Origin of the sequence: Sphingomonas sp. NPDC019816, from assembly GCF_050274375.1 — a bacterium.
Taxonomy (GTDB): Bacteria; Pseudomonadota; Alphaproteobacteria; order Sphingomonadales; family Sphingomonadaceae; genus Sphingomonas.
In genome coordinates, this window is sequence record NZ_JBNNOB010000044.1 from 1 (window position 1) to 25,962 (window position 25,962).

The 25,962-nt window shown below is 66.1% G+C and carries 24 protein-coding genes; 13 read left to right on the forward strand and 11 right to left on the reverse strand.

All coding sequences use genetic code 11. The features are described 5' to 3' along the window. Positions 1-116 precede the first annotated feature (116 nt). The gene (gene moaB, locus ACQKJZ_RS08625; protein WP_427730763.1) at positions 117-644 is read left to right on the forward strand and encodes a molybdenum cofactor biosynthesis protein B; all 528 of its coding nucleotides are present in this window, start codon (positions 117-119) and stop codon (positions 642-644) included. Between the two features lies 1 nt (position 645). Here moaB and ACQKJZ_RS08630 read toward each other — a convergent pair whose 3' ends face one another. Beyond that, the gene (locus tag ACQKJZ_RS08630; protein WP_427730764.1) at positions 646-978 is read right to left on the reverse strand and encodes a VOC family protein; all 333 of its coding nucleotides are present in this window, start codon (positions 976-978) and stop codon (positions 646-648) included. Between the two features lie 69 nt (positions 979-1,047). Between ACQKJZ_RS08630 and ACQKJZ_RS08635 the strand changes: the two genes are divergently transcribed. Both ACQKJZ_RS08635 and ACQKJZ_RS08640 read left to right on the forward strand, forming a co-directional pair. Next, on the forward strand, positions 1,048-2,115 hold the full coding sequence (locus ACQKJZ_RS08635) for a PA0069 family radical SAM protein (protein WP_427730765.1): 1,068 nt from the start codon (positions 1,048-1,050) through the stop codon (positions 2,113-2,115). Between the two features lie 50 nt (positions 2,116-2,165). Then, complete coding sequence (locus ACQKJZ_RS08640; protein ID WP_427730766.1) at positions 2,166-2,297, forward strand: hypothetical protein; 132 nt, start codon at positions 2,166-2,168, stop codon at positions 2,295-2,297. Between the two features lie 94 nt (positions 2,298-2,391). Here ACQKJZ_RS08640 and dnaE read toward each other — a convergent pair whose 3' ends face one another. Continuing rightward, on the reverse strand, positions 2,392-5,880 hold the full coding sequence (dnaE, locus tag ACQKJZ_RS08645) for a DNA polymerase III subunit alpha (protein WP_427730767.1): 3,489 nt from the start codon (positions 5,878-5,880) through the stop codon (positions 2,392-2,394). Positions 5,881-5,985: 105 nt separating this feature from the next. Here dnaE and ACQKJZ_RS08650 point away from each other — a divergent pair, with 105 nt between their 5' ends. Beyond that, complete coding sequence (locus ACQKJZ_RS08650) at positions 5,986-6,552, forward strand: HdeD family acid-resistance protein (protein ID WP_427730768.1); 567 nt, start codon at positions 5,986-5,988, stop codon at positions 6,550-6,552. A gap of 277 nt (positions 6,553-6,829) precedes the next feature. Here ACQKJZ_RS08650 and ACQKJZ_RS08655 read toward each other — a convergent pair whose 3' ends face one another. From ACQKJZ_RS08655 to ACQKJZ_RS08675, 5 genes are all read right to left on the reverse strand, one after another. Continuing rightward, on the reverse strand, positions 6,830-7,309 hold the full coding sequence (locus tag ACQKJZ_RS08655; RefSeq protein WP_427730769.1) for a glutathione peroxidase: 480 nt from the start codon (positions 7,307-7,309) through the stop codon (positions 6,830-6,832). Next, on the reverse strand, positions 7,306-7,899 hold the full coding sequence (locus tag ACQKJZ_RS08660; protein WP_427730770.1) for a GNAT family N-acetyltransferase: 594 nt from the start codon (positions 7,897-7,899) through the stop codon (positions 7,306-7,308). Before ACQKJZ_RS08660 ends, ACQKJZ_RS08655 begins: the two co-directional genes overlap by 4 nt. Beyond that, on the reverse strand, positions 7,896-8,615 hold the full coding sequence (locus tag ACQKJZ_RS08665; protein WP_427730771.1) for an ABC transporter ATP-binding protein: 720 nt from the start codon (positions 8,613-8,615) through the stop codon (positions 7,896-7,898). The genes ACQKJZ_RS08660 and ACQKJZ_RS08665 overlap by 4 nt, the downstream gene beginning before the upstream one ends. After that, complete coding sequence (locus tag ACQKJZ_RS08670) at positions 8,608-9,858, reverse strand: lipoprotein-releasing ABC transporter permease subunit (protein ID WP_427730772.1); 1,251 nt, start codon at positions 9,856-9,858, stop codon at positions 8,608-8,610. Before ACQKJZ_RS08670 ends, ACQKJZ_RS08665 begins: the two co-directional genes overlap by 8 nt. A gap of 544 nt (positions 9,859-10,402) precedes the next feature. After that, positions 10,403-12,823 carry a TonB-dependent receptor gene (locus ACQKJZ_RS08675; protein WP_427730773.1) on the reverse strand — a complete coding sequence of 807 codons (2,421 nt, stop codon included), beginning with the start codon at positions 12,821-12,823 and terminating at the stop codon, positions 10,403-10,405. 246 nt (positions 12,824-13,069) lie between these two features. On the opposite strand from ACQKJZ_RS08675, the gene ACQKJZ_RS08680 reads away from it, so the two are divergent. Further along, positions 13,070-13,546 carry an Hsp20 family protein gene (locus ACQKJZ_RS08680; protein ID WP_427730774.1) on the forward strand — a complete coding sequence of 159 codons (477 nt, stop codon included), beginning with the start codon at positions 13,070-13,072 and terminating at the stop codon, positions 13,544-13,546. A 506-nt stretch (positions 13,547-14,052) separates the two neighbouring features. On the opposite strand, the gene ACQKJZ_RS08685 is transcribed toward ACQKJZ_RS08680, so the two are convergent. Together ACQKJZ_RS08685 and secG are read right to left on the reverse strand one after the other, a co-directional pair. After that, positions 14,053-15,702 (reverse strand): CTP synthase, encoded by a 1,650-nt coding sequence (locus ACQKJZ_RS08685; protein ID WP_427730775.1) that lies wholly within the window; start codon positions 15,700-15,702, stop codon positions 14,053-14,055. A gap of 106 nt (positions 15,703-15,808) precedes the next feature. Then, a complete protein-coding gene (gene secG / locus ACQKJZ_RS08690) occupies positions 15,809-16,174 on the reverse strand; it encodes a preprotein translocase subunit SecG (protein ID WP_427730776.1) in 366 nt (121 codons plus the stop codon). A 278-nt stretch (positions 16,175-16,452) separates the two neighbouring features. Between secG and ACQKJZ_RS08695 the strand changes: the two genes are divergently transcribed. The 8 genes from ACQKJZ_RS08695 to eda all read left to right on the forward strand — a co-directional run bounded on the left by ACQKJZ_RS08695 (position 16,453) and on the right by eda (position 23,706). Next, positions 16,453-16,773, forward strand: coding sequence for a MarR family transcriptional regulator (locus ACQKJZ_RS08695; RefSeq protein WP_058732142.1), 321 nt, complete (start codon positions 16,453-16,455; stop codon positions 16,771-16,773). Then, a complete protein-coding gene (locus ACQKJZ_RS08700) occupies positions 16,709-17,083 on the forward strand; it encodes an SH3 domain-containing protein (RefSeq protein WP_312487768.1) in 375 nt (124 codons plus the stop codon). The genes ACQKJZ_RS08695 and ACQKJZ_RS08700 overlap by 65 nt, the downstream gene beginning before the upstream one ends. Continuing rightward, positions 17,080-18,006, forward strand: coding sequence for an N-acetyl-gamma-glutamyl-phosphate reductase (gene argC, locus ACQKJZ_RS08705; RefSeq protein WP_427730777.1), 927 nt, complete (start codon positions 17,080-17,082; stop codon positions 18,004-18,006). The genes ACQKJZ_RS08700 and argC overlap by 4 nt, the downstream gene beginning before the upstream one ends. 23 nt (positions 18,007-18,029) lie before the next feature. Continuing rightward, positions 18,030-19,493, forward strand: coding sequence for a glucose-6-phosphate dehydrogenase (zwf, locus tag ACQKJZ_RS08710; RefSeq protein ID WP_312487764.1), 1,464 nt, complete (start codon positions 18,030-18,032; stop codon positions 19,491-19,493). Between the two features lie 99 nt (positions 19,494-19,592). After that, the gene (pgl, locus tag ACQKJZ_RS08715; RefSeq protein WP_427730778.1) at positions 19,593-20,303 is read left to right on the forward strand and encodes a 6-phosphogluconolactonase; all 711 of its coding nucleotides are present in this window, start codon (positions 19,593-19,595) and stop codon (positions 20,301-20,303) included. Continuing rightward, positions 20,300-22,117: a phosphogluconate dehydratase gene (edd, locus tag ACQKJZ_RS08720; RefSeq protein WP_427730779.1), complete on the forward strand. Its 1,818-nt coding sequence runs from the start codon at positions 20,300-20,302 to the stop codon at positions 22,115-22,117. Before pgl ends, edd begins: the two co-directional genes overlap by 4 nt. A gap of 21 nt (positions 22,118-22,138) precedes the next feature. Next, the gene (gene glk, locus ACQKJZ_RS08725) at positions 22,139-23,104 is read left to right on the forward strand and encodes a glucokinase (RefSeq protein ID WP_427730780.1); all 966 of its coding nucleotides are present in this window, start codon (positions 22,139-22,141) and stop codon (positions 23,102-23,104) included. Next, positions 23,101-23,706: a bifunctional 4-hydroxy-2-oxoglutarate aldolase/2-dehydro-3-deoxy-phosphogluconate aldolase gene (eda, locus tag ACQKJZ_RS08730; protein WP_427730781.1), complete on the forward strand. Its 606-nt coding sequence runs from the start codon at positions 23,101-23,103 to the stop codon at positions 23,704-23,706. The genes glk and eda overlap by 4 nt, the downstream gene beginning before the upstream one ends. A 583-nt stretch (positions 23,707-24,289) precedes the next feature. Here the strand turns inward: eda and ACQKJZ_RS08735 are convergent. Beyond that, the gene (locus ACQKJZ_RS08735; protein WP_427730782.1) at positions 24,290-24,703 is read right to left on the reverse strand and encodes a hypothetical protein; all 414 of its coding nucleotides are present in this window, start codon (positions 24,701-24,703) and stop codon (positions 24,290-24,292) included. Between the two features lie 67 nt (positions 24,704-24,770). Then, positions 24,771-25,739: an endolytic transglycosylase MltG gene (gene mltG / locus ACQKJZ_RS08740; protein WP_312487747.1), complete on the reverse strand. Its 969-nt coding sequence runs from the start codon at positions 25,737-25,739 to the stop codon at positions 24,771-24,773. Between the last annotated feature and the right edge of the window lie 223 nt (positions 25,740-25,962).

The following is a 25,962-nucleotide window of genomic DNA, read 5'->3' on the forward strand; positions in this document are numbered from 1 at the left end:
CTGAACGGCTGTGGGGTGGTTGTACCAGCCCCCGTTCAGCCTGAGCGAAGTCGAAGGCCACGCTCCGCCACTGATCAAGCCGCCCCCGAAACCCGCGCAGAGACGTTCACCCCGCCATGCCCATCGACACCAACCGCCAATTCACACCCGTCCGTATCGCGGTGCTGACCGTCTCCGACACCCGCTCGCTGGCGGAGGACCGCTCGGGTGACACGCTGGTCGGGCTATTGACCGACGCCGGGCACGAGCTGGCCGACCGCACCATCCTGCGCGACGACACGGACCGGATCGTGGCGCAGCTCAACCGCTGGATCGAGGATGCCAGCATCGACTGCATCCTGACCACCGGCGGCACCGGCGTGACCGGTCGCGACGTGACCCCCGAGGCAGTCGAGCGGGTCGCGACCAAGATGATCCCCGGCTTCGGCGAGCTGTTCCGCTGGTTGAGTTATCAGACGATCGGCACCTCGACCATTCAATCGCGCGCCTGTGCCTGCGTGGCGCGCGGTACCTACATCTTCGCGCTGCCCGGATCGACCGGCGCGGTGAAGGACGCCTGGAACGGGATCTTGCGTGACCAGCTCGACAGTCGTCACCGCCCCTGCAACTTCGTCGAGCTGATGCCCCGCCTGTTGGAGCGCTGACTTAGTCGTGCTGCATGGCCGCCAGTTCATGCCCGTCGACATCGCGGAAATGGAACCGCCGGCCGCCGGGAAATGCGAAGATCGGCACGACCACGGTACCACCGGCGGCTTCGACGGCCGCCAGCGTTGCCTCCAGATCCTCGACCCCGATGACCGGTAGCGGCGCCCGGACCTTCTCGGGCGACGCGTCGAGACCCACATCCGTATCCCCGCTCATCGTCGCGGCATAATCGGGCCCGAAATCGGCGAAGGTCCAGCCAAACGCCGTCGCATAGAAATGCTTTGCCGCCGCGCGGTCCCCGACCGGTAGTTCGAGATACGCCAATCGTGCCATCACCCGCCCCTTCGTTCTTGCTATGTTCCAGATCATGGCGTAATTATCGGCGATGGGCAAGCGGCGACCATGGTGAAGGCGGCGGGGCGGGGCGCGACGTACAACGCAACCAGTCGGCGGTTCGCGCTGCCCGAACGGGAAGCGGATGGCGACTGGCTGGACGCGCAAAGCCTGGTGGACGGCGAGGCGCCGCCGCTGCGCACCAGCGTCACCATCCTCAAGCCGCGCACCATCCTGACCCGCAACACCTCCCCCGACATACCGTTCAGCCAATCGATCAACGTCTATGCCGGTTGCGAGCATGGCTGCATCTATTGCTTCGCGCGGCCGACCCATGCCTATCACGACCTGTCGCCCGGGCTGGACTTCGAAAGCCGGTTGTTCGCCAAACCCGACGCGGCCCGGCTGTTGCGGGCCGAACTCGCCAAGCCCACCTACCGCGTCGCGCCGATCGCGCTGGGGACCAACACCGATCCCTATCAGCCGATCGAAGGTGAGTGGCGGATCACGCGCGCCATCCTGGAAGTCTTGGCGGAGACGGACCATCCGGTGGCGATCACCACCAAATCCGACCGCGTGGTGCGGGACATCGACATCTTGGGGCCGATGGCGGCGAAAGGGTTGGCGACGGTCTGTGTGTCGGTGACCTCGCTCGACGCGCGGATCGCCCGGACCGTCGAGCCGCGCGCGCCGACGCCCGAACGGCGACTGGCGGCGGTGGGCAAGCTCGTCGCGGGGGGTATTCCGACCTATGTCTCGATCGCGCCGGTCATCCCGGCGATTACCGATCACGAGATCGAGCATCTGGTGGCTCGCGCGGCGGCGGCGGGCGCGCGCCATGCCTTTTTCATCCCCGTCCGCCTGCCCCATGAGGTCGCGCCGCTGTTCCGCGCGTGGCTCGACACGCACTTTCCCGATCGCGCGGGCAAGGTGATGGCGATCATCCAGTCCTTGCGCGGCGGGCGCGACAATGACGCGGGCTTCTTCACGCGCATGCGCGGTCAAGGGCCCTGGGCGGACCTGCTGCGCGTCCGCTTTCACCGGGCCTGTCGACAGCATGGCCTCAATCTGGACCGGCCCCTGCTCGACACCAGCCGGTTCCGCCCGCCGAGCGGCGCGCAGGGCGAGTTGTTCTGAGGATCATCCGCGTTCGCTGGCGCGTTATGCCACCGCGAAGGAGAGACGTGATGATCAACGATCCCGAACAGACCCAGCCCGAACAGGTGCCGAACGAGGATGAGGCCGACAGCTCGGGCGGCGGCTATGGAAATCACGGCGAGGCCGGAGAGGAACAGGATCGCCGCGAAGTCGGCGGCTGACACCCATCCCTCCGTCGCCCCGGGCCGGCCAGTTCTTTTCGTGCGGGCTGGCCCGACCGCCGAAGGCCCGGGCTGGTGCTGGGACGACGGCTCCCTATCCCACCAACGCCAGCCGCGCTTCCGAGGATTTCATCGCGACGGCCGAGACGCCGGGCAAATCCTCGATATGGCTCGCCAGTTCGGCATCGAGCAGGAAATTGCGGCCGAGCGTCAGCAGCGTGTCGCCTTCCGCCCCCGCGATCCGCGCCCGCACCTCGCCTCGCCCATTGCGCTGCGGATCGAGCATTGCCCGAAGCGCGGGGAAAGCGGACCTGTCCGTCACCGTGACCTCGACGACGAACTTCGCCGTGCTGGCGAGGCCATCGAACAACTGCACCCGCTTGATGCTGACGCGCGGGGCTTCCTCACCAGGGCGGCGGTCCAGCTCGACGGTGATGAGCGCGCAGTCGCCTTCCTTGGCCGCTTTCTCCAGGTCGGCGGCGACCGAGTCGTCGAAGCATGTCGCCAGGAACTGCCCCGTCGCGTCGGACAGCTGCGCCATCATATAGCGTTTGCCACGCGCCGAAGTCCGCCAGCGCGCATCCTCGACGAGCGCCGCCATCGTCGCCCCGATGCGGGCCCCGTCATCGGGGATGATGAGTTCGGTCAGCGAGGTATAGGTCCGCGCGCCGTGCATCTTGGCGATATGCGCGTGGCGATCCACGGGATGCGCCGAGAAATAGAAGCCGAACGCCTCCTTTTCCTGCTCCATCCTTTGCGACAGCGTCCAACGGGTACCGCTGGGCAGCTTGATCGTGTCGCCCGCCACTTCGGTCTCGCCGAACAGACCGCCCTGCCCGCTGGTCCGCCCCTCATGGGTGCGCGCGGCGATGGCGAGGACCGTCTCGGCGACGGCATGGACGCCCGCCCGGTTCGGCTCGATCCCGTCAAAGGCGCCCGCCGAGGCCAGTGTTTCCAGCTGCCGCTTGTTCATCAGGCGCGGATCGACCCGCTTGGCCAGCGCGTCGAGCGTGGCGAAGGGGCCGCCCGCCTGACGCTCGACGACCAGCTTCTCCATCGCGCCCTCGCCCACCGATTTCAGCGCGCCGAGCGCATAGCGGACGGCCAGGCCATCCTCATGCGCCTCGACATCAAACTCGGCCTGGCTGGCGTTGATGCAAGGCGGCAGCATGGTCACGCCCATGCGCCGGGCGTCATCGACGAAGATCGCCAGCTTGTCGGTCAGCGCCATGTCGTAGCACATCGACGCGGCATAGAATTCGTGCGGGTGATGCGCCTTCAACCATGCGGTCTGATAGGCGAGCAGGGCGTAGGCGGCGGCATGGCTCTTGTTGAAGCCATAGCCTGCGAACTTGTCGATCAAGTCGAACAGTTCATTGGCCTTTTGCGCGGGGATGCCGTTTACCTCCTGGCATCCCTTGACGAAGATGGCGCGCTGCGCGTCCATCTCCGCCTTCACCTTCTTGCCCATCGCGCGACGGAGCAAGTCGGCACCGCCGAGGGAGTAGCCCGCCAATATCTGGGCGGCCTGCATCACCTGTTCCTGATAGACGAAGATGCCGTAGGTCTCGGACAAGATCTGTTCGAGCAGGGGGTGCGGGTAGATGATCTCCTCGGTGCCCTGCTTGCGGCGGCCGAAGCTGGGGATATTGTCCATCGGGCCCGGCCGGTACAGCGACACGAGCGCGATGATGTCGCCGAAGTTCGACGGCCGCACGGCGGACAGGGTGCGCCGCATGCCTTCCGATTCCAGCTGGAACACGCCGACCGTGTCGCCCTTCTGGAGCAGGGCGTAGGTGGCCGCGTCGTCCCACGCCAGCGCGCCGAGATCGACCTCGACCCCGCGCTTGGCGAGCAGCTGCACCGCCTTTTGCAGGACCGACAGGGTCTTGAGGCCGAGGAAGTCGAACTTCACCAGCCCCGCGCCTTCGACGAATTTCATGTCGAACTGCGTGACCGGCATGTCCGAGCGCGGATCGCGGTAGAGCGGCACCAGCTGCGCCAGCGGCCGGTCGCCGATCACCACACCGGCGGCGTGGGTGGACGAGTGGCGCGGCAGGCCCTCCAGCTTGGTGGCGAGGTCGAGCAGGCGGCGGACCTGATTGTCGTTGGCGTACTCCTTCGCCAACTCGGGCACGCCGTTCAGCGCGCGCTTGAGGTCCCAGGGGTCGGTCGGGTGGTTGGGCACCAGCTTGGCGAGGCGGTCGACCTGACCATAGCTCATCTGGAGCACGCGGCCGGTGTCCTTGAGCACCGCGCGCGCCTTCAGCTTCCCGAAGGTGATGATCTGCGCGACCTGATCGCGGCCGTACTTTTCCTGAACGTAGCGGATGACCTCGCCACGCCGGGTTTCGCAAAAGTCGATGTCGAAGTCGGGCATCGACACGCGTTCCGGGTTCAGGAAGCGCTCGAACAGCAGGCCCAGCTTCAACGGATCGAGATCGGTAATGGTCAGCGCCCAGGCAACCACCGAGCCTGCGCCCGAACCACGACCCGGCCCCACGGGGATGTCGTGATCCTTGGCCCATTTGATGAAGTCGGCGACGATCAGGAAGTAGCCGGGGAAGCCCATCTGGATGATGATGTCGACCTCGAACGTCAGCCGTTCGTGATAGGCTTCGCGCCAGCCGGGTTCGCCCTCGCCCTCCAGCTCCGCGATACGGTCGAGCCGGGCGTTCAGACCGGCGGTCGCATCGCGGCGGAGCATCGCCGCCTCACCTTCGCGGTCGCCTGCAAGGCTAGGCAGGATCGGCTTGCGCCACGGCGCCATCACCGCGCAGCGCTGTGCCACGACCAGCGTGTTGTCGATCGCCTCGGGCAGGTCGGCGAAGAGCTGCTTCATCGTCTCGGCGGGCTTCAGCCATGCCTCGGGACAGCTCTTCGGGCGGTCGTCCATTTCGACATAGGTCGAATTGGCGATGCACAGCATGGCGTCATGCGCGTCGCGAAAACCGCTATCGGCAAAACAACAGGGATTGGTCGCGACCAGCGGCAGGTCGCGGTCATAGGCGAGATCGATCAGATCCTGCTCGGCCGCCGTCTCGATGGGGTCGTCGCGGCGCGCGAGCTCGACATAGAGCCGGTCACCGAAGATCGCCTGGAGCCGGTCGGCATAGGCTTTCGCCCGGTCCGGCTGGCCTTCGGCGAACAGGCGGGCGATGCCGCCCTCGCCGCCGGCGGTCAGCGCGATCAGGCCGCTGCTGAACCTTTCCAGCACGTCGAAGCCGACATGCGCGGCCAGCTCGATCGGCCGTTCCAGATGCGCCGCCGACACCAGCGCGCACAAATTGTCGTAGCCGTCCTTGTCCTGCGCATACAGCGCGATCCAGTCGACCACTGCGCCGACATTGTCGGGCATGTCGGGCCGCGCGATGCCCAGCATGGTGCCGATGATCGGCTGCACGCCCGCCTTCTTCGCGGCATCCGAAAAGGCCATCGCGGCATAGAGGCCGTTGCGGTCGGTCAGGCCGGCGGCGGGAAAGGCGTTCGCCTTGGCCTGCGCGGCGATCGCCTTGGGATCGATCGCGCCGTCGAGCATCGTGAAGGAGGAAAAGATGCGAAGCGGCACATATCCAGAATGCATCCGCCATTCCTATCCGAGCTTGCGTGATTCGACCAGCGCGGAACCCACCCCGAAGCGAACCGTTACGGTGACAGAAGGACTTGATCTAGATTGGGGCGAGAGACGATGACCGACACCGACCGTTCCTTTGCCACCGCGCTACGGCCCGGTGCGGGCTGGGGCTGGATACTGGCCTATGGCGTCCTGTCGGCGCTGTTCGGTCTTGCCGCGTTCGCGTTTCCCGTGCCCGCCACGCTGGCCGCGACTTTGGTGGTCGGGGCGTTCCTGATCGCCTCCGGCCTGGTGTCGGTGGGGGCCGGGATTTTCGGCAAGGGGCATGAGGGGCGCGGCTATGCGATCGGCTTTGGCTTGGTCACGCTGATCATCGGTCTGATCATGGCGTTCGAGCCGGCGACGGGTGCGATCTCGATCACGATCCTGGTCGCGGTATGGCTGGGGCTGCGCGGCGCGCTGGAGATCGGTCTGGGCGCGAAGATGCGGCGGCGGCGCGGGTGGATGATCGCCATGGGGGTGCTCAACATCATCCTGGCGCTGTTCGTGCTGGCCACCCTGCCGTGGAGCGCGATGACGTTGCCGGGCTATATCGTGGGGATCAGCTTCCTGTTCGGCGGCATCACGGCGATCGCCTCGGCGCTGGATCATAAAAAGGGTGCCAGCGCGTTTTCGATGTGAGGGTGGCCCTTGGCCTTGGCCTTCGACTTCGCTCAGGCTGAACGGGTGTTGGGAATAAACCACGCACTCCGTTCACGCTGAACGAAGTCGAAGCGCACTTCCAGACATGCGCCCAGAACGACACTCACCCCTTGGCCTTCGACTTCGCTCAGGCTGAACGGAGGCTGGGGAATAAACCACGCACCCCGTTCCCGCTGAGCGAAGTCGAAGCGCACGCCGACACATCCGCCGAGAACACCGACTTTCTCCAGTCCCTCGGAATGAATGGAAGCGGGCCTTAAAGCAGCCCCTCTATGTCCTTGACCAAATCCTCCGGCTTGGTGGTCGGCGCATAGCGATCCACCACCTTACCATCGCGGTCGACCAGGAATTTGGTGAAATTCCACTTGATCGCCTTGGTGCCCAGCACGCCCGGCGCCTGCCCCTTCAGCCACCGGAACAGCGGATCGGCATCGTCGCCATTGACGTCGATCTTCGCCATCACGGGGAAGCTGACATCATAGGTCAGCGCGCAGAAATGCGCGATCTCCGCCGCATCGCCCGGCTCCTGCGCGCCGAACTGGTTGCAGGGGAAACCCAGCACGGTCAGCCCCTGCCCCTCATAACGCCGATGAAGCGCCTCCAGCCCCTCATATTGCGGAGTGAAGCCGCATTTGGACGCGGTGTTGACGATCAGCAGCACCCGCCCCGCATAGGTCGACATGTCGACAACCGAGCCATCCGCTGCCTCGACGGTGAAATCCGCGATACCGCTCATGCGTGCTTCCCCAGCAGATAGTCGAGATTGGCGCGCACGCCCGGCCATTCGCGGTCGATGATCGAATAGACGACGCTGTCACGGATACGCCCGTTGGCCATCACCTGATGCCCGCGTAGCACCCCGTCCTTCTTCGCGCCCAGCCGCTCGATCGCCGTCTGGCTGCGCTTGTTAAGCGCATCGGTGCGGATCTGGATCGCCTGACACTCCATCACCTCGAAGGCATGGGTGAGCAGCATCCGCTTCGCCTCGGTATTGACCCCGGTGCGCTGGACGCGGGTGGCATAGAAGGTGCCGCCGATCTCCAGCCGGCGATGCTGCGGCGACATCCGCATATAGCGCGTGGTGCCGACGATCTCGCCCGCCGGCGTCTCGACCGTGAAGAGCAGCGCGCGGCCCACTTCGCGCTCCTTGAGCGCCGCCGCCAGCCAGCGCTCGGGCGCCTTCATCATCGCGACATTGGCGTAGAAGATGTTCCAGAGATCGCCCTCGCGGCCGACCTCCACAAGCGACGGCAGATCGCCCTCGACGAACGGACGCAGACGGACATGACGCCCCGTCAGCGTCGGCGTCTCCGTCCAGGCGCTCATTGCAAACGCCCCTCGTGCAGCCGAACTACACGGTCCATCTTCTGCGCCAGCCGTTCGTTATGCGTCGCGATCAGCGCCGCCGACCCTTCGCCGCGCACCAGTCGCAGGAATTCGGCCAGCACCACCTCGGAGGTATGCTCGTCCAGATTGCCGGTCGGCTCGTCGGCCAGCACCAGCGGCGGCTGATTGGCGAGCGCGCGCGCCACCGCGACGCGTTGCTGTTCGCCCCCCGACAACTGGCTGGGGCGATGGGTCAGGCGATGGCCAAGACCCAATGCGGTCAGCAGGCCCTTGGCGCGCTCATCGGCGGCGACGGGCATCTTGCCCTGTACGAGCTGCGGCAACACGACATTCTCGGTCGCGTTGAAGTCGGGCAGCAAATGGTGGAACTGATAGACGAAGCCCAGATAGTCGCGCCGCGCCACGGTGCGACCATGCGCGTCCAGCTTCGACACCTCCTCGCCCGCGATGCGGATCGACCCCGAAAAGCCGCCCTCCAGCAGCCCGACCGCCTGAAGCAGCGTCGACTTGCCCGAGCCGGAGGGACCGAGAAGCGCGACAATCTCGCCCGGCGCGATCGCCAACTCGACGCCGCGCAGCACCTCGATGGTCTGGCCGCCCTGGGTGAAGCTACGCGACAGGCCCACCGTCTCCAGCACCGGCTCGACGGTGCGCGGCGGCATGGCCCCGCCCATGCGGATGATCGGATCATTCATAGCGCAGCACCTGAACCGGGTCCGTGCTCGCCGCCTTCCAGGCGGGATAGAGCGTGGCGAGGAAGGAGAAGACCAGCGCCATCGCCGCGATGACGACGATCTCGACGGGGTCGGGCTTGGAGGGCAGCTCGGTCAGATAGCGGATCGACGGGTCCCAGAGATTCTGGCCCGTGACGAACTGAACGAAATTCACCGCCGCCTGGCGGTAGAACAGGAACACCGCGCCCAGGATCAATCCCGCGACCGTGCCGAGCGCGCCGATCGTGGTGCCCACCGTCATGAAGATGCGCATCAACCCGCCGCGCGTCGCGCCCATGGTGCGCAGGATGGCGATGTCGCGCGTCTTGGCGCGCACCAGCATGATCAGCGAGGACAGGATGTTGAACACCGCGACCAGGATGATGATCGACAGCACGGTGAACATCGCCACCCGCTCGACCGCCAGCGCCTCGAACAATTGCGCGTTCATCGTCCGCCAGTCGGCAATCACCGCGCGCCCGCCCAGCTTGTCGGCGAGCGGCGCCAGGATCTGTCCGACCCGATCGGCGTCGGTCGTCTGTATCTCAACCATGCCGACCGTGTCGCCCATCAGGAGCAGCGTCTGCGCATCCTCGATCGGCATGATAACATAGGCCTTGTCATAGTCGTACACCCCAATTTCGAAGATCGCGCCGACCGTATAGCTGACGATGCGCGGCACCGTGCCGAACGGAGTCGTCTGCCCCTGCGGGCTGATCAGCGAAATCTCCGAGCCGACGCTCGCGCCCAGCGCCTCGGCCAGACGGCTGCCGATCGCAATCCGGCCGCTGCCGGGCGTCACGCTCATCAGGCTGCCCATGACGACCTTGGAACGGATCGCCGAGTTGCCGCGAATATCACCGACGCGCATGCCGCGGATCAGCACCGCCTCGACCCGGCCATTGTAGCTGGACATCAGCGGCTGCTCGATCATCGGCACCGCACTGGTGACGCCCGGCGTCGCCCTGGCCTCGCGCACGATGTCGCGCCAGTCGGGCAGGCGACCGCCCGCCCCCTGCACCACGGCATGGCCGTTCAGCCCGACGATCTTGTCGAACAGCTCGGCGCGAAAGCCGTTCATCACGCTCATGACGATGACGAGGGCCGCGACGCCCAGCATGACCGCGACCAGACTGATCGAGGCGACGAGGAAGATGAACGCTTCCCCCTTGCCCGGCAGCAGATAGCGCCGGGCGATCATCCGTTCATAGCGAGACAGGATCATGCAAGTCCGATCGATCCATGGGAAACCTAAAGCAGAAGCGGCTGTAGGGGCGGCTCCCCATGCTGGCAATGCCACGCCCTTGCCGGACAGCCAAACCGGCCACGTCGCCGATTGTTGCAGGCCGGACACACTTCGACTTCAATCGTAGCGCGGGTGCCGCAAGGGGTATGGCAAAAGCCACGAGGCTAACGTACCACAATCTTACTGAGACACAGGCAGCAACGGCCGTGGTTCGGGGATTGCTCCAACGCTCACCCAACGAGGTTGATGCGGGAGCGGGAAAAGGGGGCTGACGAGCGATCGTCACGCAGGCGCCCGGATCGGAAACGGTCCGGGCGTTTGGCATTCCGGCAACAGCACCTTCGACCTCACCTCGAAAAGCCGCCGAGACCGGCGCGGGAACGGGGAGCTTCCAGACTGCCGTTCCCAGGTGCCGGCCCGGCGCCCGTACGGGACTTTCGCTATAGCAGATCAAGATGAACGGAATCTGGACGGCGGAGGAATTTGAGTCGAATTTTCCCCGCGCGTCCTCGGGCAGCTCCGATCAGAAGGATTTGGAGATGGTCACGCCGTAGGTGCGTGGATCGCCCGGCTGGCCGACGATCAGGCCCGTCGAGCCCGACTGGGTGGCCAGCACCTCATAATAGTCATGGTCGAACAGATTGCGGACCCAGACGAAGGCATTGAGATTGCCCCGCGCCTTGAAGCCCGCACGCAGGTTGGACAGGCTGTAGCCGTCGATGTCGGTATAGGCGGAGCGTGACGGGTTGGACGAGAATTTCGAGCGATAGCTGCCGTCATAGCCCAGATAGAATTGCCCCTCGACGCCGCCGACCGTCGCCGGCAAGTCATATTCCGCACCATAGGAGAAAGCCCAGCGCGAGACGCCAGGCAGCCACTGGCCCGAAATATTGCAATAGGGCAGCGAATTGCCCGGCGTCCCGGCGGCGGCCGGCGTGCCGACGATCTGGCCGTTCACCACCGGCAGCGCGGTGCCACCCGACAGCTCAGGCGGGCATGGCGCATTGGTGAAGCGGGTGTAGCGCGCATCGGTAAAGGCGCCATTGGCGTAGATGTTGAAGCGGCTGGTGGGGCGCAAGGCCGAGTCGATCTCGATCCCGCGCGTCAGCACGCGGCCCGCATTGGCGAGGTAACCGCGCAGCACGTTGACCTGCAGGTTGTTCACCGTCGCCTGATAATCGCTGATCTCGGTCCAGAAGCCGGCGATGTTCACCGTCGCGCGCCGGTCGGCGAACTGGGTCTTCAGCCCCAACTCGAAATGATTGACCTTTTCGGGGCGCACCGTCTGCGTCGCCAGGATCGGGTTGCTCTGGGCATCGAGCGGCAGGCCCGACAGGTTGATGCCGCCCGACTTATAGCTGCGCGCGTAAGTGGCGTAATAATGGACATTGGGATTGAACGCATAGGCGACGGTGAGATCGCCCGACAGGTTCCAGTTGGTGAAGGACGGCGTGTAGCTTTGCGGTGACAGCACGCCGCGCTGATCGCTGGTCAGCGCGCTGGAGCCCGCGCCGTTGGTCACGGTCGACAGATAGGTGCCATCCTTGCGATCATAGTTCAGCCGCAGGCCGGGCGCGACCGACAGGCGATCGTCGACATGCCAGGTCAGCTTGCCGAACAGCGCCGCCGAGGTATTGGTGAAGTCGATCATATTGCGCGACGTCAGGCCGTTGAGCGTCGCCGGATTGCGCGCGCCCGCGCTCGTCGGGTTGAGCAGGAAGGCGCTCGCCGCCGGTCCCTGAACCTGCAACCCCTGCGTGTCGATCGACTGCCAGAAGTAGAAGGCGCCGAGCACGTAATCGAGCGTCCGCTTGCCGTTCGACGCGATACGAAGCTCCTGCGTCACCTGGCTCTGCTGCGACGGATTGGCCGAGACGGTGGTGATCGGCAGGCCGATGAAATCGCGGTCGTTGGACGGGTCCCAATGCCAGAAGCGCCATGCCGACACGCTGGTCAGCGTCGCCTCGCCGACATCCCAGTTGGCGACCAGCGACAGCCCGCCCAGTTCCTGCTTGGCGCGCAGATCAGTATCGACATCGGTCAGCCGGTCGAAGGCGTTGGTCGAGGGCACGCTATAGCCCTGCGCGGCGGCGAGCCGGGGATATTGCCGATCGAGCGGCCGCTGCGTTGCGCCCACCCGCGCATAATATTGGACGCAGCAATTGGGGTTCTGCCGCGCATAATCGCCCGACAGCGTCAGGTCGAGCGTTGGCGTCGCGTGCCATAGGAACTGGCTGCGCAGCGACAGATTGTCCTGACTGTTCTGCCATTCCCGCTGGCGGGTATTGTAGATGGTGCCGCGTCGCGTGGTCAGCGAGGTCGACAGCCGCACCGCCACCTTGTCGTCGACCAGCGGGCCGGACACCGACGCCTTGCCCTGGAAGAAGTCGTAATTTCCCGCGCTCAGCTCGACCCGCGCCTCGGGCGTGAAGCTGGGCGCGCGGGTGACGATGTTGATCGCGCCCGCCGTGGTGTTCTTGCCATAGAGCGTGCCCTGCGGCCCGCGCAGCACCTCGATCCGCTCGGTATCGGTGAAGTCAAACGTCGCCGAGGCGATGCGGCTGTAATAGACCTGATCGACATAGATGCCGACGCCCTGCTCGATCCCGTCATTGGTGAGGCCGAAGGGGGCGCCCAGCCCGCGAATGTTCGCCGCCGAGTTGCGCGGGTTGGTCGAATAGAATTGCAGCGTCGGCTGGATCTGGGTCAACCGGTTGACATTGTACGTCCCCGTCTCGGCCAGTGCGGTGCCGCCGATCACCGACATGGCGATGGGGACGGTCTGGATCGTCTCGGCACGACGGCGGGCGGTGACGACCACATCCCCTCCCCCCTGCTGCGCGGTGCCCAGCCGCCCCTCGGCCTGGGGAGGCGCGGGGTCCTCCTGCGGAGGCACGGCCGGCGTCGTTTGGGCGGCGAGGATCAGCGCGAGGGTCAAGGACATGGAAGCTCCCTTTCTTATTCCACCTCCCATTCACACATCGATTTAGTAGGTTTTCAATCCACGCACGGCTTGGCGGGATCGAAGTTTTGCTTTTCGATCCCAAGAGGCCCTTGAACCTCTGTTTTTACGAACCATATCGGTTCGCGTACGGTGCCAATGACGGGCCGTACGGATGGGCAAGGCCCCGGCTCATGCGCAGGTGGGGCGGCCGATCCTCTTCAATTCGCTTCTGATGGAGGTTTTGACATGCGTATCGATCTGACCCCGTATCGCCGCTCGACCATCGGCTTCGACCGGCTGTTCGATCTGCTGGAGGCCAATTCGCGTGGCGCTTCGGCGGAAAACTATCCCCCCTTCAACCTCGAGCGTCTGGCCGACGACCGTTACCGCATCACCCTGGCGGTGGCCGGTTTCGCCCGCGACGAGATCGAAATCACCGCGCAGCAGAACATGCTGCTCGTCACCGGCAAGAAGGATGACAAGGCGGGTTCGCCCAACTTCCTGCATGTCGGCATCGCCAATCGCTCGTTCGAGCGGCGCTTCGAACTGGCGGACTTCGTGTTCGTCGAGGATGCGCGCCTGAACGACGGGCTGCTCGTCATCGACCTCGTCCGCGAGGTACCCGAGGCGATGAAGCCCAAGACGATCGCGATCAAGACGGGCCAGCCGCTCGCGGCGGTGGAACATCATGCCGACCAGGCCGACGCGGCCAAGGCGGCGTAAACCGTTCGACGTCTTTCTCTCCCTGAAGACGTCGCGGGGCGCTCGGACCGACGGGTCCGGGCGCCTTCTGTTTCAGGACTTCCGTGTTTTCCGAAACGTCCGTTCGGGCTGAGCGTAGTCGAAGCCCACGCCCCGCCCTCCGCCAAGCGGCCAGGTTTTCCCTTGGCCTTCGACTTCGCTCAGGCTGAACGGGGGTTGGTGATTTGGCGAAAGGTGATCGCTGGCGAGGTGGAGACATCAGCCCCAAACCCGTTCGGGCTGAGCGTAGTCGAAGCCTACGCCCCGTCCTTCGCCAAGCGGCCAGGTTTTCCCTTGGCCTTCGACTTCGCTCAGGCGGAACGGAGGGTTGGGAACTTGGCGACGGGTGATCATCGCCAAGGTGCCGACACCATCCCCGACCGCCGTTCAGGCTGAGCGCAGTCGAAGCCCAAGCCCCACCGCCCGCCAAATAAACAACATGGCCCCAACGAAAAACCCCGCCTCCATCGGAAGGCGGGGTTTGGGCATTAGACCAGCCGGCTCTGCTTCACCGCCGCTTCAACGAAGCTGGCGAAGAGGGGGTGCGGGTCGAAGGGCTTGGACTTCAGTTCCGGGTGGAACTGCACGCCGATGAACCAGGGATGGTCGGGCCGCTCGACGATCTCGGGCAGCGTGCCGTCGGGCGACATGCCGCTGAACACCAGGCCCCCCTGCTCCAGCGCTTCCTTATAAGCGGTATTCACCTCGTAGCGGTGACGGTGCCGCTCGGAGATGTCCTCCGAGCCATAGATGGACGCGACGACGCTGTTGCCCGCCAGCTTCGCCTGATAGGCGCCCAGACGCATCGTGCCGCCCAGGTCACCGCTCGCCTCGCGCTTCTCCAGGCCGTCGCGGCCCATCCATTCGGTGATGAGGCCGACGACCGGTTCGGAGGTCGGACCGAATTCGGTCGACGACGCGTCGGCGATCCCGGCGAGGTCGCGCGCGCCCTCGACGCAGGCCATCTGCATGCCGAAGCAGATGCCGAAATAGGGCACCCGACGCTCGCGCGCGAAACGGACCGCCGCGATCTTGCCGGCCGCGCCGCGCTCACCGAACGCGCCGGGAACGAGGATGGCGTGGCACGGCTCGAGCTGCTGTGCGATCTCGCTCTCGTCGCCCTCGAACAGTTCGGCATCGATCCAGCGGATATGGACCTTCACCTTGTTGGCGATGCCGCCATGCACCAGCGCTTCGTTAAGCGACTTGTAGGCATCCTGGAGGCCGACATATTTGCCGACCACACCGATCGTCACTTCGCCTTCCGGGTTGGTCAGGCGGTCGACGATCTCGGTCCAGCGCGACAGATTGGGCGCTACCTCCGGCTCGATCCCGAACGCGCGCAGCACTTCCGAATCGAGACCCTCGGCGTGATATTGCAGCGGCACCGCATAGATGCTCGCCGCGTCCAGCGCCGGGATAACGGCGGAGGGCGGCACGTTGCAGAACAGCGCGATCTTGGCGCGGTCCGAGGCGGGCAGCGGATGCTCGCAGCGGCAGACCAGCACGTCGGGCGACACGCCCAGCGCGGCGATCTCGCGCACCGAATGCTGGGTCGGCTTGGTCTTCAACTCGCCCGCCGCCGCGATATAGGGCACCAAGGTGACGTGGATGCTGATCGACTGGCCGCGCCCCAGCTCGTTCTTCAGCTGACGGATCGCCTCGATGAAGGGCAGCGATTCGATGTCGCCGACCGTGCCGCCGATCTCGCAGAGGACGAAGTCGAGGTCCTCGCCATTCTCGTCGACCGTATCGGCCCGCGCGAACGCCTTGATCGCGTCGGTGACGTGCGGGATCACCTGGACGGTCGCGCCCAGATAGTCGCCGCGGCGCTCGCGCTCGATGATCGTCTTGTAGATCCGGCCCGAGGTGACGTTGTCCGACTGGCGCGAGGCCACGCCGGTGAAGCGTTCATAGTGGCCGAGGTCCAGGTCGGTCTCCGCCCCGTCGTCGGTCACATAGACTTCGCCGTGCTGATACGGGCTCATCGTGCCCGGATCGACGTTCAGATAGGGATCGAACTTGCGGATGCGCACGCGGTAGCCGCGTGCCTGCAGAAGAGCCGCAAGAGAGGCCGCCATGAGGCCCTTGCCGAGCGACGAAACCACGCCGCCGGTGATGAAGATATACCGCGCCATGGGAAGAATCGCCTAGCTTGGATGGGGTGGATACGACAACAGCAAAGATACGCGCCGCCGGAAATTGTCGGCGGCACGTTGGCCTGTGCTGCGATGGAAACGAGGTTTAGCGGGCGAGCGGAACCGCCGAATTGTCGGCCGGCTGAGTCGCGGGCGCCGTACCGGTGGGAACCGGGGCCGGAGCCGGCTGCGTGACCGGCGCCTGAGTCGCGGGCGTGCGGGCCAGCGAGGTATCGATCGTCGGCGCGCCGCGCGTCGCCGCCAGGACCGCCAGCAGGATCGAGAAGCCGACGAAAGCCGTCGCCAGCACGGCGGTTGCGCGGCTCAGAAAGTCCGCCGCGCCGCGTGCCGACATCAGGCCCGACGGGCTGCCGCCCATACCCAGACCGCCGCCTTCCGACCGCTGCATGAGGATCACCGTGACGAGCGTCGCGGCGATGATGGCGTGGATGACGAGCAGGAAAGCGAACATGAGGCGCGTATGATCCCGATGAAAGGGTGTGCGAAAGCGCGCACATAGGCGAGGCGACGCCCGCGATCAACCATGTGCGCCGCCGCCATGCATCGCCGGCGGCGCGAAAGGTTCCCAGGAGCCCGGCAATTAAGATGTTGGCGGGTGTGGAACATGTGTGGAAACCACCACGATAAAAGGGCGTTATGAGGACGTAACAACGCCCGGCAAAGCCCGGCACAGCCATTGGAATCGCCATCGTGTCCAATCCACACGACCCGCAGTCGCTGTTCGCCTGGATGAGCGCCCTTGTCGATTACGTCCGGTCGGGAGAGCCCGATCTGACCAATCGGCAGATGGCCTTGCTGCTCGTCGTCTATCTCCGCCCCGGCCCGCATACGGTGCGCGGTTTGGCGCGCGCCTTGAACGTCTCGAAACCTGTCGTTACCCGCGCCTTGAATCGACTGGGAACGCTGGGCTATCTGCGCCGCCAACGCGATGATAGCGACAAGCGTAACATCTTTGTCGCCAGGACACCTGAAGGGGCGGACTTTCTTGAAGAATTCGGACATTTCATCGGCGCTGGCGACGCCCCCGCCCTCCAGCGGGCCAGCGCGTAAGAGCTTTGCCCTGCTAGGGCGTACGGTCAGTCTCGATCCGCGCACCCATGCGGTGCGCCCCGATCTGGCGGACGTCCGGCTCGCCGAATACGTATTCGCACCGCATTATGCCGCTCCCGTGTCTTACCGCACCAGCGCGCCCGTGACATTGCGCGAGGGGCGCCGGGGCGATTCCGCCGTGCTGGCCGAGTTGAAGGCGGGCGAAGCCTTCGAGGTGCTCGAACTGGCGGGCGGCCATGCATGGGGCATCGCGCCGATGCTGGGGCTGGTCGGCTATTGCGAGGCCGCGGTGTTGGAGAAGGTACAGTGACCGGGACGGTGTTCATCGACGGCGGCGCTGGCACGACGGGGCTGGAAATCGCCGACCGGCTGGCCGGGCGTACCGACCTGTCGATCGTCACCCTGCCCGATGACCGCCGCAAGGACGCCGAAGCGCGGCGCGAGGCGATCAACGACGCCGATTTCGTCATCCTGTGCCTGCCCGACGATGCCGCGCGCGAAGCGGTTTCGCTGATCGGTAACGACCGCACGCGCGTCGTCGATGCCTCGACCGCGCACCGCACCGCCGCGAACTGGGTCTATGGCCTTGCCGAACTCGAACCCGATCAGGCCGAGCGGATCGCGGCCGCCCGCTTCGTCTCCAACCCCGGCTGCTACCCGACCGGTTTCCTCGCGCTCGTCCGGCCGCTCGTTCGCGCCGGTATCATCCCCACCGACTGGCCGGTCTCGGTCAACGCCGCCTCGGGCTATTCGGGCGGCGGCAAGGCGATGATCGCGGAATATGAGACGGCCGAACAGCGCGCCTTCCGCCCCTATGGCCTGACCCTGGCGCACAAGCACGCGCCCGAGATGCAGGCTCATTCGGGCCTGGCCCATGCGCCGATTTTCGCGCCGGCCGTGGTCGACACCTATCGCGGCATGGTGGTCGAGGTGCCCCTGCCCCTCCACGCCCTGCCCGGCGCGCCCTCGCTCGACCGCGTTGCGGACGTATTGGCCGACGCCTATGCCGACAGCCGGATCGTGCGCTTTTCGACCGATGCCGTAACGGCGGTGAACATCGAGGAAAATGCCGGAACCGACCGGATGACCTTGCGCGTCTGCGGCAATGCGGCCACGGGTCAGGTGCGACTGATCGCCACGCTCGACAATCTGGGCAAGGGTGCCGGGGGTGCGGCGGTCCAGAATTTGAACATCATGGCCGGGCTGGATCCGACCGCCGGCCTCGTCCTCTAAGCTCCGTCCTCGAAGGAGACGTCATGACGCGCAATCCCGTAGGCAAGATGCTGCTGTTCGGCGCGACCGGCGATTTGTCGCAGCGGATGCTGCTGCCCTCGCTGTTCAACCTTCATGCCGATGGCCTGTTGCCCGATGGGCTGACCATCACCGCCACGGCGCGGTCGGATCATGACGACGCCAGCTTCCGCGACTTCGCCGCCAAGGCGCTGGACACCTTCCTCCCAGACGATCGCAAGAAGCCGGACTGGATCGACGGCTTTCTGAAGCGGCTGCAATATCAGTCGCTCGACGCCTCGACGATCGAGGGGTTCAAGGAACTGGCCGACAAGGTCGGCGATGTCTCGGGCGGCCTCGCCATTTATCTGTCGACCGCGCCCAGCCTGTTCGAATCGACCATCAAGGGCCTGGAATCAGTCGGCCTGGCGGGTGAGACGGTACGGATCGGGCTGGAAAAGCCGCTCGGCTACGACCTCGCCTCGTCCAAGGAGATCAACGACGCGGTCGCGTTCGGCTTCCCCGAGGATCGGACCTTCCGCATCGACCATTATCTGGGCAAGGAAACCGTCCAGAACATCCTGGCGCTGCGCTTCGGCAATTTCTTCTTCGAGCCGATCTGGAACGCGCACGGCATCGACAACGTCCAGATCACCATCGCCGAGACGGTCGGCTTGGAGGATCGCGCGGGCTATTATGAAGGCGCGGGCGCGCTGCGCGACATGGTGCAGAACCATATCCTGCAACTGCTCGCGCTGATCGCGATGGAGCCGCCGGCGCGCTATGACGGCACCGCGATCCGTGACGAAAAGGCCAAGGTCTTCCGCTCGCTGCGCCTGATGACGCCCGAAGAAGTCCCGCACAACACGGTCACCGGCCAATATGCCGATGGTGCGGTGGGCGGCAAGATCGTCGGGTCCTATGCCGACGAGCTGGGCAAGCCGTCCAAGACCGAGACCTTCGTCGCGATCAAGGCGCATGTCGACAATTGGCGCTGGCAGGGCGTGCCCTTCTACCTGCGCACCGGTAAGCGTATGGCCGCCCGCCGCTCGGAAATTGCCATCCAGTTCAAGCCGGTGCCGCACTCGATGTTCGCCGGGCGCGGTGGCCTGCTCCAGCCCAACACGCTGGTCATCCGCTTGCAGCCGGAGGAATATATCCAGCTGCTGGTGATGGCCAAGGAGCCCGGCCTCGACCGCGACGGCATCCGCCTGCGCGAGGTGCCACTGAACCTGTCGCTAGATGCCGAATTCGCCGGCACCCGCCGCCGCATCGCCTATGAGCGGTTGCTGCTCGACCTGATCGAGGGCGACCAGACGCTGTTCGTCCGCCGCGACGAGGTCGAGGCGCAATGGACCTGGGTCGATGCGATCCGCGCCGGCTGGGACGCCAACGACCTCAAGCCCAAGACCTATCCCAGCGGCAGCTGGGGTCCGTCCGCCGCCATCGCACTGACCGAACGCGACGGCGTGACCTGGCAGGACGACTGACACATCCCATCTTCGTCATGACGATGGACGACATCGGCGCCAATACGGTCCGCCCCCGGGCGGACCTGCCCGCGCCCGGAATATCTAGGACAGGATGACATGACCGACGAAATCGAATGGTGGGATTACGAAGACACCACCGAAATGGCGAACGCGCTGGCCGGCGACATCCAGTTCATCATCGAAAGCGCGATCGAGGCGCGCGGCGCGGCGGTGATCGCGCTGTCGGGCGGCAAGACGCCGATCCCGGTCTATGAGAAACTGGCCCAGGCCAAGCTCGACTGGAAGCGCGTGACCATCGTCCCCGCCGATGAGCGTATCGTGCCGCTGGGCGATCCGCTGTCCAACGTCACCATGATCGGCAAGATCTTCCTGCCCAAGGGCGCGCGCGTCATGCCGATCGTGCCGCAGGCGACGCAGGACTATAAGGCCGCCGGTCGTTCGGCCGATGCGCTGATGCAGGAACTGCACTGGCCGCTCGACCTCGTCCTGCTGGGCATGGGCGCGGACGGGCATACCGCCTCGATCTTCCCCGGCCCCGATTACGACGAAGCCCTGAACGGCCCGAAGGAACGCCGTGCGCTCGGCCTGATGCCCGACCCGCTGCCGCCCGAGGCGCCGGTTGCGCGCGTGACTCTCAGCCGGGCGGGCATCGTCTCGGCCCGCTCGATCATGATCGCCATTTCGGGCCCGGCCAAGAAGAAGGTGCTGGAAGACGCGATCAAGGAAGGCGCTTCGTCGCCCTATCCGGTCGGCCGCGTGCTGGCCGAGGTCGAACTGCCGATCGACATTCACTGGAGCGAGCAATGAGCCTCAACGCCGCCGTCTCTGCTGTTACCGACCGGGTCATCGAACGTTCCCGGCCGGGCCGTCGGGCCTATCTCGACCTGATCGCGCATGAGGCCGAGACGGCGGTGCGCCGCCCCAATCTGGGCTGCGCCAACCTCGCCCACGCCTATGCCGGGACCGAGGAAGACCGCGACGCCATGAAGGCGGATCGCGGCATGAATATTGGCATCGTGTCGGCCTATAACGACATGCTGTCGGCCCACGCCGTCTATTATCGCTATCCCGAACTGATGAAAGTCTGGGCGCGCGAAGTGGGTGCCACCGCGCAGGTGGCGGGCGGCGTGCCCGCGATGTGCGACGGCGTGACGCAGGGCTATGCGGGCATGGAGCTGTCGCTGTTCAGCCGCGACACCATCGCGCTGTCGACGGCGGTCGCACTGTCGCACGGCACGTTCGAGGGTGCCGCGCTGCTCGGCATCTGCGACAAGATCGTGCCGGGGCTGCTGATGGGCGCGCTGCGCTTCGGCCATCTGCCGATGATCCTGGTCCCCGGCGGCCCGATGCCGACCGGCCTGCCCAACAAGCAGAAAGCCGCCGTCCGCGAAGCCTTTGCCGAAGGCAAGGCGGGACGCGACGAACTGCTCGACGCCGAGATCGCGGCCTATCATTCCAAGGGCACCTGCACCTTCTACGGCACCGCCAACACCAACCAGATGATGATGGAGGTGATGGGCCTGCACATGCCGGGCGCCGCCTTCGTCAATCCGGGCACCAAGCTGCGCCAGGAACTGAGCCGCGCCGCCGTCCACCGGCTCGCAGCGATCGGCCAGCGCGGCGACGACTATCGCCCGCTGGGGCGGTGCGTCGATGAAAAGGCGATCGTCAACGCGGCGGTCGGTCTACTGGCGACGGGTGGTTCGACCAACCATCTGATCCACCTGCCCGCCATCGCGCGCGCGGCCGGAATCATCATCGACTGGGAGGATATGGACCGCCTCTCGGCTGCGGTGCCGCTGATCGCGCGCGTCTATCCCAACGGCTCGGCCGATGTGAACGGGTTCGAGGCGGCGGGCGGCATGCCCTATGTCATCCGCGAACTGCTGTCCGCCGGACTGCTCCACCGCGACATCCTGACGGTGGCGGGCAAGGACCTGTCAGATTACGGCCAGACCGCCGTGATCGCGGACGACAAGCTGAGCTGGACGCCGGTCGGTGACAGCGGCGACGAGACGATCCTGCGCCCCGCCACCGCGCCCTTCTCGCCGGATGGCGGGATGCGCATCCTGTCGGGCAATCTGGGCCGCGCCTGCATCAAGGTGTCGGCGGTCGAGCGCGAACGCTGGATCATCGAGGCGCCCGCCCGCGTCTTTTCCGACCAGTCCGAAGTCCAGGCCGCGTTCAAGGCGGGTGAGCTGGAGCGCGACGTCGTCGTCGTGGTCCGCTTCCAGGGGCCGAAGGCCAATGGCATGCCCGAACTGCACAAGCTGACCCCGCCGCTGGGCGTGCTCCAGAACCGGGGCTTTAAAGTCGCGCTCGTCACCGACGGCCGCATGTCGGGCGCCAGCGGCAAGGTGCCTTGCGCCATCCATCTCAGCCCCGAGGCGATCGGCGGCGGCGCGATCGGCCTTATCCGCGATGGCGACATCGTCCGGCTCGACGCGGTCGAGGGTACGCTGAACTCGCTGGTCGACCCGGCCGAATGGGCCGCGCGCGAGCAGGCGGCGACGCCTGCCCCGGTTCAGGGCATGGGCCGCGAGCTGTTCGCGTTGTTCCGCCAGGCAGCCGACGAGGCCGAGAAAGGCGCATCGCCCATCCTCGCCGGCGCGGGCCTGTAAAAGACACAAGGGGAGAGGATCATGGAAATCGTCGCCGTCGACATCGGAGGCACGCATGCGCGCTTCGCGATCGCCGAGGTCGAGAATGGCCGCGTGGTGAAACTGGGCGAGCCCTGCACGCAGAAGACCGCCGAGCACGCCTCGCTACAGACCGCGTGGCAGGCGTTCGAGGCGCATCTGGGTCGTCCGCTGCCCAAGGCCGCCTCGCTCGCCATCGCCTCGCCGATCACCGGCGACGTGATCCGCATGACCAACAATCCCTGGGTCATCCGCCCCTCGCTGATCCCCGAGCGGCTGGGCGCGGACGTCTATACCGTCATCAACGATTTCGGTGCGGTCGGCCATGCCGTCGCGCAGGTGCCGCAGGAGGACTTCCTCCATATCTGCGGCCCCGAGGAGCCGATGCCCGAACACGGCGTCGTCACCGTCTGCGGCCCCGGCACGGGACTTGGCGTCGCGCAGGTGCTGATGACGCCCAACCGCTATCACGTCATCGAGACCGAGGGGGGGCATATGGACTATGCTCCGCTCGACGGGATCGAGGATGCCATCCTGAAGCGCCTGCGGCGCACCTATACGCGCGTGTCATGCGAGCGGATCTGCTCGGGGCCGGGCATCGTCGCCATCTATGAGACACTTGCCTCGCTGGAAGGTCGCGCCGTGCCGAGCCGCGACGACCGCAAAATCTGGACCGAAGCGCTCGACGGCACCGACTCGATCGCGCTCGCCGCGCTCGATCGCTTCTGCCTGGCGCTCGGCGCGGTGGCGGGCGACTTCGCGCTGGCGCAGGGGGCCAAGACCGTCGTGATCGCGGGCGGCCTCGGCTACCGGATCAAGGACAAGCTGCTGCGTTCGGGCTTCGACCAGCGCTTCGTCGCCAAGGGGCGGTTCCAGTCGCTGATGGCGCGCATCCCCGTCAAGCTCATCACCCATCCCCAGCCCGGCCTGTTCGGCGCGGCCGCGGCCTTTGCCCAGGAGCATTCATGACCGACATCGCCACCATCATGCGCACCAGCGCGGTCATCCCCGTGCTGGTCATCGACGACGCCGCCACCGCCAAGCCGCTGGCCGAGGCGCTGGTCGCTGGCGGCTTGAAGGTACTGGAGGTGACGCTGCGCACCCCCGCCGCCCTTGAGGCGATGGCCGAGATGAAGAAGGTCCCCGGCGCGATCGTCGGCGCGGGCACCGTCGTCAACGAACAGCAGTTACGCGACGTCGCCGATGCGGGCGCGGAGTTCATCGTCTCGCCGGGCCTGACCGATCGCCTGGGCGCGGCGGTGATCGACAGCGGCATCCCCTATCTGCCCGGCGTCGCCAATGCCGGCGACATCATGCGCGGGCTGGATCTGGGCCTGACGCACTTCAAGTTCTTCCCGGCCGAGACGAGCGGCGGGCTGAAGGCGCTCAAGGCGCTCGCTGCACCCTTTTACCAAGCGCGCTTCTGCCCGACCGGCGGCATCACCGAGGCGAGCGCGCCGGACTGGCTGGCGTTCGACCGCGTGCTGTGCGTCGGCGGCAGCTGGGTGACCGGCGGTTCAATGGCCGACGTTGAGGCCAAGGCCCGCGCCGCATCGGCTCTGCGCGGCTGATCCAGGCCAGCGGCCCTTACCCTTCCCACACGCTGTCTCGGGCAAGCCCCTCTCCATAGGAAAGGGGACAGGCGCAAAGCGGCAGAGGGGTAAGGGCGTTCGCTGACCGCCATACGCAAACGTCAGCCGTTCACCGCCACCAGCAGCCCAAGGCAAAACGCCCGCATAGCCGACCCTCGGTGACACCCCGCTGGGGAAGGCCATTCGCCACGCCGGGGGGATCGCGCTGGGTGACACCAGCGTCACCGCGTAGACAATGGCCGGCCATGCTATGGACGACCCACGCCGAAGCCGGCGTGCCTGCGAGGGCCGCAGCCGCAAGGCGATCGTCTTCGCCGCCCGCCTGAAGTCGGTATCCATCGATCACCGCTTTTTCGGACCGGGGCACAAAGTCTTGATCGTAGCCTTTGCACGCGGGCAGCCGACCTTTTGCAGCCTGCCTTGCGATAGATCATCGTCGCCCATACCCGATCACGACGGTGCCGCCGACCGGTTCAAGACGAACCCAGGGGCTTGCCCAGCCAATGCCTACTTGGCGGGCAGGATGGCAGCCGAAGCCCGCTGACCGGCCGATGTCCGGCTCTTATCTCACGGTCACGTCGTCGAGCGACTCGATCTTGACCTCGTACCGAACCCGTCCTGAGCCGCGAGCCGTGCCTTTGCGGGTCCTGGCGAGGGGTACGCGCTCTAGCGTCCCCTTCACCCGGACCGTACGCCCGATCAACGCACGGTCGATGCGCATACCCAGTTTTTCTTCGAGCTGGCGCGCCGCCTCGGGCGTCAGGCGAAAGACGAGATTGCCGGGTGAACTCAAATCCATGCTGGAATTGAGGTAGATCGCGTTCGACGTGCGCGCGACCACCGCGACCCTCATCTCAAAGGTTCCGTTCACGCCCTTCCCCGGCTCGGCATCGGCACGTGCGATCGCCTGTTTGGGCGGGAGTGCGGCCGCCGCCTGCGGCGCAGTAGCGGCCAGCAGAATGGAAACGCTCATCATCCCTGGCGAACGCCCTCGTCCGCCCCGACGTTCCCGCCGGCATGCCTCATGAGCGGGATGCCGATCCTCACATCTCGCCGCGCTGGCGGCGGATGGCATACCATTTCTGCACATTGGCATTATGCTCGGGCAGCGTGTCGGCAAAGACATGGCCACCCGACCCGTCCGCCACGAAATACAGCGCCTTGCTGTCCGCCGGGTCGAGCACGGCGTCGATCGAGGCACGGCCCGGATTGGCGATCGGCCCGACCGGCAGGCCGGGGCTGGCATAGGTGTTGTAGCCGTTCTTGGCCTGAAGTTCGGACCGGCGGATACGGCGACCGAGCGGACGGCCCTTGGTGATCGGATAGATGACGGTCGGATCGGCCTGAAGCGGCATGCCGATGCGCAAACGGTTGCCATAGACCGCCGCCACCGTCCGCCGCTCGGATGGCTTGCCGGTTTCCTTCTCGACGATCGAGGCCAGGATGATGGCCTCCTCCGGCGACTTGACCGCGATGCCGGGCTTGCGATTCGCCCAAGCCTTGGCGAGATAATCGGTCATCGCCTTTTGCATCCGGGCGACCACCGAAGCGCGGGTATCACCCTTCTGATAGGCATAGCTGTCGGGCAGGATCGATCCTTCCGCCGGCACCGGCACTTCGCCGGTCAGCCCGTCGGCGCGCATCAAGGCGTCGTGAACCAGTACGGAGGGATAGCCCTCCGGCACCGGCACCAGCCGCTGGCGGACCTTGCCCTCCTGCAACAGGGTCAAGACGTCCGACGCGCTGGCGTGTTCGGGGATGGCATATTCGCCCGCCTTGATCGCGCCGCCGTTACCGAACAGGCGGGCATAGAGCCGGAAGCGACTGGCCGAGCGGATCGCGCCCGCCTTTTGCAAGGCGTTGGCGGCCCGGGCGAGGCTTGCGCCTTCCGGCACCACGACCGCGAGCGGCTTTGGCGCGGGCCCGCTGCCCGCCCAGTCATGCGCGACCCAGGCGAAGACGGCGATGCCGATCAGCCCCAGCAGCAACCCGATACAGCCGACCTTGCGCATATCTCACCCGGTTTTTGACTAGGGCGCATGGGCCCGGACAGGAAACAACCCCGGCACCGATCCGGGTCCGCTTGCGATTTGGCCGATGACGTGGGCCGAACCATTTTGCAAGCCGACCCGGTCGGTGCCGGGGTTGGAATTCCATTGCCGCCCTCCGTTCGCACTGGGCGAAGTCGAAGTGCACGCCTTGACCTCACCCCTTATCCCGTGGCCTTCGACTCCG